The sequence below is a fragment of the Sphingomonas sp. 179-I 2A4 NHS genome (genome assembly GCF_045369135.1).
GTDB lineage: Bacteria > Pseudomonadota > Alphaproteobacteria > Sphingomonadales > Sphingomonadaceae > Sphingomonas.
In genome coordinates, this window is record NZ_JBIQFL010000005.1 from 76,393 (window position 1) to 88,860 (window position 12,468).

Annotated in this window: 14 protein-coding genes; 5 read left to right on the plus strand and 9 right to left on the minus strand. The window is 66.6% G+C overall.

From position 1 onward, the window contains the following. Nucleotides 1–4: 4 nt before the first annotated feature. Entirely contained in the window at nucleotides 5–1,111 is a 1,107-nt protein-coding gene (locus ACH0CP_RS10630) for an inositol-3-phosphate synthase (RefSeq protein WP_294441728.1), read from the minus strand. Between the two features lie 155 nt (nucleotides 1,112–1,266). Here ACH0CP_RS10630 and ACH0CP_RS10635 point away from each other — a divergent pair, with 155 nt between their 5' ends. From ACH0CP_RS10635 to ACH0CP_RS10645, 3 genes are read left to right on the plus strand one after another with little or no spacing between them, the layout of a single operon-like run. Then, nucleotides 1,267–2,115: a CDP-alcohol phosphatidyltransferase family protein gene (locus ACH0CP_RS10635; RefSeq protein WP_406888815.1), complete on the plus strand. Its 849-nt coding sequence runs from the start codon at nucleotides 1,267–1,269 to the stop codon at nucleotides 2,113–2,115. Further along, entirely contained in the window at nucleotides 2,115–2,567 is a 453-nt protein-coding gene (locus ACH0CP_RS10640) for a MaoC family dehydratase (protein ID WP_294441726.1), read from the plus strand. The genes ACH0CP_RS10635 and ACH0CP_RS10640 overlap by 1 nt, the downstream gene beginning before the upstream one ends. A 52-nt stretch (nucleotides 2,568–2,619) precedes the next feature. After that, nucleotides 2,620–3,159: a superoxide dismutase family protein gene (locus ACH0CP_RS10645; RefSeq protein WP_294441725.1), complete on the plus strand. Its 540-nt coding sequence runs from the start codon at nucleotides 2,620–2,622 to the stop codon at nucleotides 3,157–3,159. Nucleotides 3,160–3,212: 53 nt separating this feature from the next. Here ACH0CP_RS10645 and ACH0CP_RS10650 read toward each other — a convergent pair whose 3' ends face one another. From ACH0CP_RS10650 to ACH0CP_RS10670, 5 genes are all read right to left on the minus strand, one after another. Further along, nucleotides 3,213–3,635: a Fur family transcriptional regulator gene (locus ACH0CP_RS10650; protein ID WP_294441724.1), complete on the minus strand. Its 423-nt coding sequence runs from the start codon at nucleotides 3,633–3,635 to the stop codon at nucleotides 3,213–3,215. 58 nt (nucleotides 3,636–3,693) lie between these two features. Then, nucleotides 3,694–4,173: a GNAT family N-acetyltransferase gene (locus tag ACH0CP_RS10655; protein ID WP_294441722.1), complete on the minus strand. Its 480-nt coding sequence runs from the start codon at nucleotides 4,171–4,173 to the stop codon at nucleotides 3,694–3,696. After that, complete coding sequence (gene tsaB, locus ACH0CP_RS10660) at nucleotides 4,170–4,787, minus strand: tRNA (adenosine(37)-N6)-threonylcarbamoyltransferase complex dimerization subunit type 1 TsaB (protein ID WP_406888813.1); 618 nt, start codon at nucleotides 4,785–4,787, stop codon at nucleotides 4,170–4,172. Before tsaB ends, ACH0CP_RS10655 begins: the two co-directional genes overlap by 4 nt. 40 nt (nucleotides 4,788–4,827) lie before the next feature. Beyond that, entirely contained in the window at nucleotides 4,828–5,421 is a 594-nt protein-coding gene (locus ACH0CP_RS10665; RefSeq protein WP_294441719.1) for a malonic semialdehyde reductase, read from the minus strand. Between the two features lie 87 nt (nucleotides 5,422–5,508). Beyond that, nucleotides 5,509–6,081, minus strand: a complete 573-nt coding sequence (locus tag ACH0CP_RS10670; RefSeq protein WP_294441750.1) for a NifU family protein — start codon at nucleotides 6,079–6,081, stop codon at nucleotides 5,509–5,511. A 101-nt stretch (nucleotides 6,082–6,182) separates the two neighbouring features. On the opposite strand from ACH0CP_RS10670, the gene ACH0CP_RS10675 reads away from it, so the two are divergent. Then, on the plus strand, nucleotides 6,183–7,343 hold the full coding sequence (locus tag ACH0CP_RS10675) for a winged helix-turn-helix domain-containing protein (RefSeq protein ID WP_406888811.1): 1,161 nt from the start codon (nucleotides 6,183–6,185) through the stop codon (nucleotides 7,341–7,343). 12 nt (nucleotides 7,344–7,355) lie between these two features. Here the strand turns inward: ACH0CP_RS10675 and ACH0CP_RS10680 are convergent, their stop codons facing one another. Then, entirely contained in the window at nucleotides 7,356–8,177 is an 822-nt protein-coding gene (locus tag ACH0CP_RS10680) for an aspartyl/asparaginyl beta-hydroxylase domain-containing protein (protein ID WP_406893913.1), read from the minus strand. Between the two features lie 183 nt (nucleotides 8,178–8,360). On the opposite strand from ACH0CP_RS10680, the gene ACH0CP_RS10685 reads away from it, so the two are divergent. Next, nucleotides 8,361–11,297, plus strand: a complete 2,937-nt coding sequence (locus ACH0CP_RS10685) for a M16 family metallopeptidase (protein WP_406888810.1) — start codon at nucleotides 8,361–8,363, stop codon at nucleotides 11,295–11,297. Nucleotides 11,298–11,341: 44 nt separating this feature from the next. Here the strand turns inward: ACH0CP_RS10685 and ACH0CP_RS10690 are convergent, their stop codons facing one another. Both ACH0CP_RS10690 and ACH0CP_RS10695 read right to left on the minus strand, forming a co-directional pair. Continuing rightward, nucleotides 11,342–11,713 (minus strand): tRNA-binding protein, encoded by a 372-nt coding sequence (locus ACH0CP_RS10690; RefSeq protein ID WP_294441715.1) that lies wholly within the window; start codon nucleotides 11,711–11,713, stop codon nucleotides 11,342–11,344. Beyond that, nucleotides 11,713–12,384 carry a glutathione S-transferase family protein gene (locus ACH0CP_RS10695; RefSeq protein ID WP_294441714.1) on the minus strand — a complete coding sequence of 224 codons (672 nt, stop codon included), beginning with the start codon at nucleotides 12,382–12,384 and terminating at the stop codon, nucleotides 11,713–11,715. Before ACH0CP_RS10695 ends, ACH0CP_RS10690 begins: the two co-directional genes overlap by 1 nt. Nucleotides 12,385–12,468 lie beyond the last annotated feature (84 nt).

The window sequence follows — 12,468 nt, forward strand, 5'->3', positions numbered from 1 at the left end:
TCGCTTACTCCGCGGCAATCCGCGCGTCGGCGTGGATGAAATCGTCGGTCATCTGCGCGGCGACGTCGTCGGTGAACTGCTCCGGCGGGTGCTTGCAGAAGAACGACGACGGCCCGGTCAGCGCACCTGCAGTCCCGCGCTCCAGCGCCACCTTCACGCAGCGGATGGCATCGACCACCACGGCCGCCGAGTTTGGCGAATCCTCCACCGAAAGGCGAAGCTCGAGATTCATCGGCACGTCGCCGAACAGATTGCCCTCAAGGCGCAGGAAGCACAGCTTGTTGTCGTGCAGCCACGGAATGTAGTCCGAAGGGCCGACGTGGATGTTCTCGTCCGCCAGGCGCTCGGCCAGCACGGCCTGAACTGCTTCGGTCTTCGATTCCTTCTTGCTCGACAGGCGGTTGCGGTCGAGCATGTTCATGAAGTCGGTGTTGCCGCCGGTGTTCAGCTGGTAGGTGTGATCGATCGTCACGCCGCGCTGACGGAACAGGTTCGAAAGCACGCGGTGAACGATCGTCGCGCCGACCTGGGCCTTCACGTCGTCCCCGATGATCGGCAGGCCAGCGTCGGCGAACTTCTTTTCCCACTCGGGACGGCTGGCGATGAAAACCGGCATGCAGTTGACGACGCCAACGCCCGCTTCGAGCGCGCATTCCATGTAGAATTCGGTCGCTTCCTGGCTGCCGACCGGCAGGAAGTTCACCAGGATCTCCGCGCCCGATGCCTTCAGTTCGGCGACGATCTCGGCCTTGGAGGCATCGCGCGTATCGTCGATCTCGAAACCGCGGTCGTTGGCTGCCGACAGCATGTGGGTGGCGACACCGTCGAGCTTCGCGCCCATCTTCACGATCGTGCCCGTCTCTGGCACGTCGGCGTGGAACACCTTGGTGCAGTTCGGCTTGGCGAAGATCGCCTTGCCCAGGTCCTGGCCAACCTTGCGCGAATCGACGTCGAACGCGGCGACGAACTCGAGGTCCGACACGCGATAGCCGCCAATCTCTTCGTGGATCAGGCCGTGCGCGGTGTTGCTGGCGGCATAGTGATACTTGCCCTGCACCAGGCTCGACGCGCAATTGCCGACGCCAATTACCGCAACTTTAATCGTCGCCATCTTTTTCTGATTCCTAAAACGCCGGTTCCCCCCGGCGAAGACAAAAGGATTGCAGCGTCGTGACAGATGCGCGACGCCTGTCAAGCGACGCGTGCCGGTGCTAGGGGCGGTGCAAGGGGACGCGAAAAGTGGCGACGATCGAATTGCGACCGACTGTGACGGGAAAGCCTCGCGAATTGCAGGGTTTTCTCAACCGGACGATCTATCATCCAGCGGCCCGCCGGCTGGCCACCATGCTGGTTCCGACGCCGGTTACGCCGAACATGGTGTCCGTTTTCGGGGCTGCGATGGTGGTCACGGCGGGCATTCTCTACGCCTGGGTCGGCACGCCGCTGGCGATCGCGATCGGCTTCGCGCTGCACCTGCTGTGGCACGTCGTGGACGGCGCCGACGGGGATCTCGCGCGCATGAGCGGACGGGCCAGCCCGCGCGGCGAAGTCGTTGACGGAATGTGCGATTATCTCGGCCATACAGCGCTTTACCTGATGTTGGCGAGCGCGCTGGACGACAGCATTGGCGCGATCGCCTGGGTGCTGGCGGTCTCGGCCGGCGTGTCGCGCGCCGTCCAGTCCGTCTTCGCGGAAAGCTCGCGGCGCACCTATCAATGGTGGGCCTATGGCGTGCCTTGGATCCAGCAGAACAAGAACGCCGCGACCGGCGCCGGCGGCGCACTCGCCAGGCTCTATCTTGCGGCAGCCAGCCTCCTGAACGGGGCGACTGCCCGGGTGAACACGCTCGTCGCCAGCGCGGAGGTCGATCCGGCGGAGCGGCAGCGGATCGCCCGGCTGGCGCGCGAATCGGGGCCCGGCTTCCTCGCCATCCCGGCAGTGCTCGGCGCCAACCCGCGCACGATCATGCTCGGCGTCAGCATGCTCGCGGGCAGCCCCTTGTGGTTCTTCATCGTCGAGGCAACGATCCTCAACGTCGTTTTGGTGGCCGGCGTGCTGCGCCAGCATGCGCAGTGCCGCCGACTCGTTTCTCTGATCGCGCGGGGGCATGACTGATGGCAGGGCTTTGGTTCGAGGAGTTCGAGGTAGGCCAGCGCTTCGTCCATGAGATCCGGCGCACCGTGCTGGAATCAGACAACATGCTTTTCTCGGCGCTCACCTATAATCCGGCCGCGCTGCACATCGATCACGCTTATGCCGCCACCACCGAGTTCGGAAAGCCGCTGATAAACTCGCTCTTCACGCTCGGTCTCGTCATCGGGCTCAGCGTGCAGGACACCACCTTCGGCACGACGATCGCCAATCTCGGCATGAGCGAGACGGTCTTTCCAAAGCCTGTGTTCGCCGGAGACACGATCCGGGTCGAGACGGAAGTGAAGGCGCTTCGCCCCTCCGCGTCGCGGCCGGGGCAGGGGATCGTCACCTTCGAACATATCGGCCTAAACCAGCGCGACGAGATCGTCTGCCGTACCACGCGCGCTGCGCTGATGATGGCCAAGCCCGCCTGACGGGGAACAGGTTATGGCGACGCTCGTTTCGTCGTCGAAACGGGAGAAGATCATGATTCGTCTGACGGTTGCTGCTGGCCTTGGCGCCTGTGCGCTCGCGCTCGCCGGGTGCAATGAAGACAAGCTTGAAACGGGCACGCCGCTGCCGGGCGCGCCCAGCGCGGTTGCGATGCTGCGCACCGCTGACGGAGCCGATGTCGGCCGTGCCACGGCGACGGACGCCGCGGGCGGGCTGCGCGTCACCGTCGACGTCAAGGATCTGCCGGCCGGCACGCACGGCGCGCACGCGCACACCGTCGGCCGCTGTGACGCGCCCACCTTCGAAACGGCGGGCCCGCACTGGAATCCCACCAGCATGAAGCACGGGACGATGAACCCGCAGGGTCCGCATTACGGCGACATGCCCAACATCATCATCGATTCGGGCGGTCGCGGCACCGTCGCCGCCACCATCCCCGGCGCGACGCTAGCCGGCCTGCTCGATGCGGACGGCGCGGCGTTCGTGATCCATGCCGGCCCGGATGATCTGAAGACCGATCCCTCGGGCAACAGCGGCGGCCGCATCGCCTGCGGCGTGTTCCAGGCGTCCTGACATGAAAAAGGCGGGTGCCTCGGCACCCGCCTTCTTGTTCTCGGAGCGGCCGCTCAGTCCTGGCGGTTCAGCCGAACGCCGTAGAGCTCCATCCGGTGGTCGACCAGACGGAAGCCAAGGCGCTCGGCGATCTGCTTCTGAAGCAGCTCCAGTTCCGGATCGACGAACTCGATCACGCGCCCGCTCTCCACATCGATCAGATGATCGTGATGCGCCTCGGGCGAGGGCTCGTAGCGCGCGCGGCCATCGCCGAAATCGTGTCGGTCGAGGATGCCGGCCTCTTCGAACAGCCGCACGGTGCGATAGACAGTCGCGATCGAAATTCCCGGATCGACGGCAGAGGCACGCTCATACACCTTCTCCACGTCGGGATGATCGTCCGCCTCGGATAGAACGCGTGCGATCACGCGGCGCTGTTCGGTGATGCGTAGGCCCTTTTCCTGGCAGAGGGCTTCGAGGTCGATCTTACGTGGCATGGTATCTCATGTAGTGCGGAGTGCGCGCAGCGAAAAGCGCGAGCGACTCGCAGGATGGTCAGTCTAGCGAAAGCGCGTAGCTGTGGGCGTCGAATGTCTGCCCGGTTCGCCCGCGATAGTAATCGCGCCGCTCCCCGGTCTTGCCGAACCCCTGTGCCTCATACAGCGCGATGGCGCCATTGCCGGCGCGCACCTCCAGGTGGACGCGCTTGACGCCGCGCCCGCGCGCCTCTGCCAGCACGCTGCGCAGCAGGGCGGCGCCGATGCCGCGCCGGCGAAAGCGGGGGGAAGTGGCGAGAAGCAGCAACTCGGCCTCGTCGAGGATCGCGCGCGCCAGGGCGAAGCCGGCGATTTCGCCCTCCACCCGCGCCAGCGTCAGCCACACGCCCGGCATGCCGAGGATGCCGAGGCACTGGCTGCGCGTCCATGCCTCGCCGAAGCGCGGCTCGAACGCCTCGGCCATCACGCTGTCCACCGCGTCGATGTCAGCCGCGGTGCCGGTCAGCAGTTCGACCATGCGGAGGCTCGTGGCGCTCATGCCGGCACCTTCGCATCGGGCGCCCGACCGTAGATTGGGCTCGGCGGCAACGAGGTGAGTTCGGCCGGCAGCAGGTACGCGTCGGCGGCATTCGGTAAAGCGTCGTGCGTCTGTGCACATCCGTCGACAGTTGCGAGCCAACGCACACCATTGCCGACCGCGGGGCGACCATTGAGCGCCGCCATTGCCGCATCCGGGCGCAGTGAAACCAGCGTATCTTCCGGTGTCAGCGGCGAGGCACGATATCCCTGCATGAACACCTCACCGTGCCCGCCCTCCAGCACCACGGCAAGTGGTTCCCCTATGCCGCGCGCGAAAGCCGCCGCGGCAACGATCGCGGTGGACGAATAACCATGCACCGGCACCGACCAGCCAAGCCCCAGCCCACGCGCGGCCGCGATCCCGACGCGAATGCCGGTGAAGCTGCCGGGGCCAACGTCGACCAAGATCGCGTCCGCGCGTCCGCCTCCGGGCAGTTCGGCGATCATCGGCACCAGCCGCTCGGCATGGCCGCGCCCGACCACCTCATGCCGCGACGCGACGACCGCTCCGTCTTCAATCAGCGCGACGGAGCAGGCGGCGGTGGCCGTATCGATAACGAGCGTTCGAGGCATCCCGCCCTTTCACCCGCCGTGCGCGGCGGCTCAACCCCGATCAGGCGAGCCGGTTGAACTTTTCGAACGCCGGCCGCGGGCTGCGCTCGAAGATCGTCGACGGATCGCCATGACCAAGCGTGGAGATGAAGTTCGTCCGCACCCCGGGCTGATCGGCGAAGAACGCCTTGTCCACCTCGCCCGCATCGAAGCCGCTCATCGGTCCGGTGTCGAGGCCAAGCGCCCGCGCCGCCAAGATGAAATAGCCCCCCTGAAGCGTCGAGTTGCGGAACGCCGAGGCCTCACGCAGCTCCGCATTGCCGTCGAACCAGCTCTTCGCGTCGGTGTGCGGAAACAGCTCGGGCAGATGCTCGTGAAAGTTTACATCCATGCCGATCACCACCGACACGGGCGCCTTGCGGATCTTGTCGGCATTGCTGTCGCTGGCGCAGGCCGCGAGCTTCTCCTTCGCCTCCGGCGTGACGCACCAGACGAGGCGTGCGGGAAGTTGGTTCGCGCTGGTCGGCCCCATCTTCATGAGGTCCCAGATCGCGCGCAGCTCGTCCTCGGTAACCGGCTCGTCGGTGAAGCCATTATAGGTCCGCGCCGTGCGAAACAGCTGGTCGAGCGCGGCATCATCGAGGCGAGCGGACATCGGGAACTCCGTCATGGGATCAGGAAAGAAGGACGAATCACATCCGCGATCCCGCCGTCACGAAGTGGCGGGAGGCGCAGCGGCCGGTCAGACCGCGCGAACCTCGGTCACTTCGGGCACGTAATAGCGCAGCAGCTGCTCGATGCCGTTCTTCAGCGTCGCGGTGGAGGAAGGGCAGCCGGCGCACGCGCCCTGCATCCGCAGATAAACCTTACCCTTGTCGAACCCGCGATAGATGATGTCGCCGCCGTCGTTCGCCACAGCCGGGCGCACCCGAGTCTCGATCAGGTCCTTGATCTGCTCAACGATCTCCGCGTCGGCAGGATCGTCCGTGAACGCTTCCTCTGCCGGCGGAACGGAGAAGCCGGCGCCTCCGCTGCGGAACAGTGGCATCTGCGCAGTGAAGTGGTCCATCACGATGCCAAGCACATCCGGCTTCACGTCGCGCCACTCAGCGCCTGGCGCGATCGTCACCGAGATGAAGTCACGGCCAAAGAACACGCCCGTCACGTCGCCCAGATCGAACAGCGCCGTCGCGAGCGGGGAAGCTTCCGCCTCCTCCGGCGTTGCGAAGTCGCGCGTCCCTGCCTCCATCACAATGCGCCCTGGCAGGAACTTCAGCGTCGCCGGATTGGGGGTCGGTTCGGTTTCGATCAGCATGATTGCCATGTGGCGTGCGCGGGCAGGGGGATCAAGCGCCGTACCGGAAAGGATTGGTTTCCGTTCGCACAGCCCGGCTGTCGCCGCTAGCATGGCGCCCAATGACGGAACGTATCACTCCCGCCTTGGCGCGCCGTATCGCGCTGGCGGCACAAGGGTTCGGGGCCGCGCGCCCGGCGCGGGTCACGGGGGCTCATCTTCGCCGCACGCTGGATCGTCTGGCGCTGCATCAGATCGACAGTGTGAACGTGCTCACCCGCGCGCATTACATGCCCGCTTTCTCGCGTCTGGGCTCCTACGACACCACGCTGGTCGATCGCGCCGCCTGGGGCACGCGCGGCCAGCGGCGGATGTTCGAATATTGGGCGCACGAAGCCTCGCTCCTGCCGCTCGAACTTCACCCGCTGCTGCGCTGGCGGATGGACCGAGCGGATCGCGGGATGATGCGCTCCGCCGGCATGCGCGCGTTCGCGGGAGAGCGCCGCGGCGAGGCGATGGCCCTCCTCCACCGTATCCGCACCGAAGGACCGCTCGCCGCATCCGACATCGAATCGAGCCGCACCGGCTGGTGGATGTGGAGCGACGCCAAGCTCGCGCTCGAGTGGCTGTTCTACGCGGGCCACGTCACCACTGCGACGCGCCGGCGCGGCTTCGAGCGGGTCTATGACGTGCCCGAACGGGTGATCCCGCGCGCGATCCTCGATCTGCCGACCCCTGACGAAGCGACCGCGCAGGCTGCGCTCGTCGCGCGTGCGGCCCGCGCCCTGGGGGTCGCGACGGCCACCGAACTGCGCGACTATTTCCGCCTCAGCCCAGCCGACAATACCGTCGCGATCGCCCGGCTGGTGGAGGAGGGGGTGCTCCGCCCTGTCACCATCCCGGGCTGGCCCAAGGCTTACATCCATCACCAGGCACGTCGCCCACGCCGCATCACGGGGCAGGCGCTGCTTGCCCCGTTCGATCCGTTGATCTGGGAACGCACCCGGACTGAGCGCTTGTTCGGCTTCAACTACCGGATCGAGATCTACGTGCCTGCGGCGAAGCGTCGCTACGGCTACTACGTGCTGCCGTTCCTGCTCGACGGCGAACTCGTCGCGCGCGTGGATCTGAAGGCCGATCGCCAGCGCCGGCGCCTGCAGGTGCAATCCTGTCATCTGGAGCCTGGCGCCCCGCCCGATACGTCCGAGCGGCTGGGCGCGGAGCTGGAACTGATGGCCGGCTGGCTCGGCCTCGATTCGGTGATCAGCCGGCCGCAGCCCTGACGGCGCTGCCGGTCAGACGTCCAGCTGCTTCACCGCCGCATTCCACGACGCAATGTTGTTGCGCGCTTCCTGCACGAAGGCGGAGCGGCGCACGAAGCCGAGGAAGAAGTCAGCGATCCACTTGCCCGGGTTGCGCAGCGGGCGCGCGAATTGAATCAGAAGCACCACGCGGGTGCCACTGGTCTCGTTCCACACCTCGTGATCATAGGTGTCGTCGAACACCAATGTCTCGCCCTCGGACCAGCGCACGAAGCGGTTGTCGACCCGCATCCGCACGTCGCCGTCGCGTGGCACGACCAGGCCAAGATGGCAGGTGATCAGCCCCTTGGTGACGCCGCGGTGCGCCGGGATATGCGTCCCCGGTGCCAGGATGGAGAAAAAGGCGCTGTTGAGGCCGGGGATCTGCTCCACCAGTGCCGTTGTCTTCGGGCACCGCGCCGCATTCTCGTCGATGCGGTAGCTGTAGCCCCACAGGAAGAACGATCGCCACATGTTGATCTTCGCGATCGAGCGGTGATCCGGGGAGATCGTCGCCAGGCTGGGGCTGGCGTCGCCCTGCAGCGCAACGGCCACCGCCTCGTCACGGATCGTCTGCCAATTGTCGCGCAGCACCTGGGTCCAGGCGAAGTTGCGCACGTCCAGCACCGGATCGTTCGGCACCAGCGACGATGAGGCGATCATGCGATCGAACAGGCCGCGAAGATGTTTGCCGATGCGGATGATTAGCGGACGTCCCGGCTCTGCGCGAAGCTCCGGATCCGGCGCGGCCTTGGCCGGCGCCGGGATGCCGGTCGCCATCGCCATCGTCCCGCCGGGGCCGAATTCCTGCCGCATTTGCCGCCGCTTTTCGCTGGTCGTGCTCACGTCCCTGGCCCATTTCGCCTGCGGCCCTGGCGGCCGTCTGCTGGGATATGGGTGCTAGGCGCGATTCGAGACGGAAAGATGGCGATTGCTGGGTGATCGAAAGATCGTCGCTGGGGTGTGGCGGCGTACCGCGCACGCGGGTACAAGCATGCCATGATCGTATCTTTGCGCGCGTTTGCTGCGCCGCTCGCTCTCCTCTCCCTCCTCGGCTCGGCTGCCGTTCCCGCGATCGGCCAGCAGGCCGCGCGCAAACCCGCCGCGGCCGCCGCCCCGGCGACGGCCGTTGCGCCGGCAGGAACATCCACGATCGTCGATCCCGCATCGATCAAGGTCGATACGTCGCCGTGGCTGTTCAAGGGATCGGACATTCCGCCCGATCCGGCGTGGAACTTCGGCACGCTTCCGAACGGCCTGCGCTACGCCGTTCGCCGCAATGGTGTGCCGCCTGGGCAGGTTGCGGTTCGCGTGCGGATCGACGCCGGTTCGCTGAACGAAACCGATGACGAGCGCGGCTACGCCCACCTCATCGAGCATTTGTCGTTCCGTGGGTCGCGCTATGTTCCCGATGGCGAGGCGAAGCGTGTGTGGCAGCGCTTCGGCGCCACATTCGGGTCGGATTCGAACGCGCAGACGACGCCGACACAGACCGTCTACAAGCTCGATCTGCCAGCCGCGACCGAGGCGAATCTGGACGAGAGCCTGAAGATCTTCGCCGGCATGATGTCAGAGCCCGGCATCAACGACCAGGGCCTCGCTGCCGAGCGCCCGGCCGTCCTGGCCGAGCAGCGCGAGGCGCCGGGCCCACAGGTCCGCCTGGCTGACGCGCGCAATTCCCTGTTCTTCGCAGGCCAGCCGCTGGCGGATCGCTCCCCGATCGGCAACGTCAAGACGCTGGAAGCGGCCACCGCCGCGAGCGTGAAGGCGTTCCACCAGCGCTGGTATCGCCCGTCCAAAGCCGTGGTGATCATCTCCGGAGACATCGATCCGGCCGTGTCGGCCCGCCTCATCGTCAAGAACTTCGGTGGTTGGCAGGGCGTCGGGCCGGAGCCTGCCGATCCTGATTTCGGCAAGCCCGATCCCAAGTCGGCGCCGACTGCGACTATCGTCGAACCCTCGCTGCCGCCGCTCGTCATCTCGGCGGTGCTTCGCCCGTGGGTCTATCGCGACGATACGGTCATCTTCAATCAGAAGCGGCTTGTCGATCTGATCGCGATGCGCGTGATCAACCGGCGCCTTGAAACGCGCGCGCGCGCCGGCGGCAGCTTCCTGCAGGCAAGCGTCAGCCTGGAAGATGTCGCCCGCTCTGCCAACGGCACGTTCACCAGCATCCTGCCGGTCGGTGACGATTGGGAAGCGGCGGTGAAGGAAGTACGCGCCGTGATTGCGGATGCCATGGTGTCCCCGCCCACCCAGGCGGAGGTGGATCGCGAAGTGGCCGAGTTCGACGGCGCGATGCGCAATGACGTCGAGACGGCGCGGGTCGAGGCCGGTGCGAAGCAGGCCGAAGATATGGTCCAGGCGCTCGACATACGCGAGACGGTCGCGGGCCCGCAGGAATCCTATCGCATCTTCCTCGATGCGCGGCAGAAGGGAATGTTCTCGCCGGCTGCCGTGCTCGAATCCACCCAGCGCGTGTTCAAGGGCGATGCCCAGCACGCCTTGCTCAACACCCGCGTCGCCGACCCGGGCGCCGCGGCGAAGCTTGCCGCGGCACTGACGGCCGATGTGTCGAAACTCGCTGGCCAGCGGGCGCGGCAGAATGCGGTGAACTTCAAGGACCTGCCGAAGCTCGGCAAGCCCGGCACCGTCACCTCGCGCGAATCGATCGCCGATCCCGGTGTCGAGAAGATCGTCTTCTCGAACGGGGTGCGGATGCTAATGTATCCCAACAACTCGGAAACGGGGCGCGTGTATCTGCGGGTGCGCTTCGGCCGCGGCTATGCCGCGCTGCCGGCGGACAAGCCGAGCAGCGCCTGGGCTGCGGATGCCGCGCTGGTGCAGAGCGGCATCGGCAAGTGGAACCAGGGTGATCTCGACGCGCTCACCACCGGCCGGCGCATGGGGCTCGATTTCGACGTCACCGACGACGCTTTCACCATGAACGCGCAGACGACGCCGGGCGACTATGCCGACAACCTCGCGCTCATGGCCGCAAAGCTTGCCGCGCCGCGCTGGGATCCGGCGCCGGTTCTGCGCGCCAAGGCTGGTGCGCTCGCAGGCTACGCCGGCTTCGATTCCTCGCCCGACGGCGTTCTGTCGCGTGATCTGGAGCGCAAGCTGCGCGATGGAGACACGCGCTGGGGTCCGCCGACGCGTGCCGAAATCGAGGCGCTAACGCCCGAGAACTTCCGCGCCACCTGGGAGCCGCTGCTCGCCACTGGCCCGATCGAAGTCGACGTGTTCGGTGACGTGAAGCCCGATGAGGCGATTGCCGCGGTTGCACGCACCTTCGGCGCGCTCAAGCCGCGCACCGAGGCGCCGGTGGTGGCACCGGGCGCTGCCTTCCCGGCGCATGTCGATCGTCCAGTCGTGCTGACTCACCAGGGCGCCGACACGCAGGCGGCGGCGGTCATCGCCTGGCCGACGGGCGGTGGCACCGACGGCATCGCGGAAAGCCGCCGTCTCGACATCCTGGCGGCGATCTTCGGTGACCGGCTGTTCGATCGCCTGCGCTCGGTCGCCGGCGCCAGCTACAGCCCCAGCGCGGTGAGCCAGTGGCCGCTCGGCCTCCAGTCCGGCGGTCGCTTCATCGCCATCGGCCAGGTTGCGCCTGACAACGTCGAGCTGTTCTACAAGCTCAGCCGGGAAATCGCGGCCGAGCTCGTGGCCAAGCCGGTGGACGAGGATGAGCTGCGCCGCGCAATCGGGCCGATGATGCAGTACCTCGCCCGGGCATCCTCCGGGAACCAGTTCTGGCTGATCCAGACGAGCGGCGGCGCCTATGACGACAAGCGGCTCGCCGGCGCGCGCACGCTGGTGCAGGACTATATGTCGATCACTCCGGCAACGCTGCAGGCGACCGCCGCGAAGTATCTGCGGCCGGAAAAGGACTGGACGCTGGTAGTCCTGCCAAAGGCGGCAGCGAAGTAAGCCGGAACGGGGCGGGTCGATCCCGGCCCCTCAGGCGGTGCGGCTCAGAACAGCCGGCCGCCGTTCGGCACCGGCAGGCTGGGCGCCGTCAGCACCACCTTGCCGTCCGCATCCGGAAAGCCGAGCGTCAGTACCTCGCTCATCATCGGCCCGATCTGGCGCGGCGGGAAGTTGACCACGGCGGCCACTTGCTTGCCGACCAGGTCCTCGGCCGAATGGTTCTCCGTGATCTGGGCCGAGGAGCGCTTGCGGCCGATCACCGGGCCGAAGTCGATCATCAGCTTCAGCGCTGGTTTGCGCGCTTCCGGAAACGGCTCGGCCACCACGACCGTGCCGACGCGGATGTCGACCTTCAGGAAATCGTCGAAGCTGATCGTCTCGGCGGCCGGCGCCGCGGCATCATGGTTGGCGTGCATCAGAAATCCGGGTTCTCGTAATATTCCGGCGGCTCGATCCCGCTCATCCGTTCGGCCAGCAGCGGGCGGAAGCTGCGGCGGCTCTTGAACGCTGAGTACCACGCCTTGGCATGGGTATGGCTCGACCAGTCGATTCCGCCCAGATAATCGGCGACCGAGATATGCGCGGCGGCTGCAAGGTCGGCGAGGCTGATCGTCGCGCCGGCCATCCACTTGCGATGGTCCAGCAGGAAATCGATGTAATCCAAGTGGCCGATGGCGGATTTCATCGCCTCGCGCAGCCGCGCGGCATTGGGCGACTGGCGATGCACCAGCCGCTTCACCATCCGCTCTTCCAGCAACGGCCCGCTGACATCGCGATAGAATTGCGAATCGAACCAGGTGACGAGCCGGCGGATCTCGGCGCGATTGGCGGCCGATCCGTTGATCATCGCGGAGCGTTCGACCGTCTCTTCGAAATATTCGCAGATCGCCATCGAATCGATCAGCACCGTGCCGCGCTCGGCGTCCACCATCACCGGCGTCTGGGCGGCAGGGTTCAGGTCGACGAACTCGTCGCGGCGCGCCCAGGGCATCTCACGGATCAGCTCGTAGCCGACGTCCTTTTCGCCCAGCAGGATGCGCACCTTGCGCGTGAAGGGACACAAGGGGAATTGGTAAAGCTGCCACATACGGACCAGTTAGGCGCAGCCGCGGCGCGGCGGAAGCCGGTTTGGCGAAGGTTCGCCACCAGATGGCGCATAGCGGAACAGCGG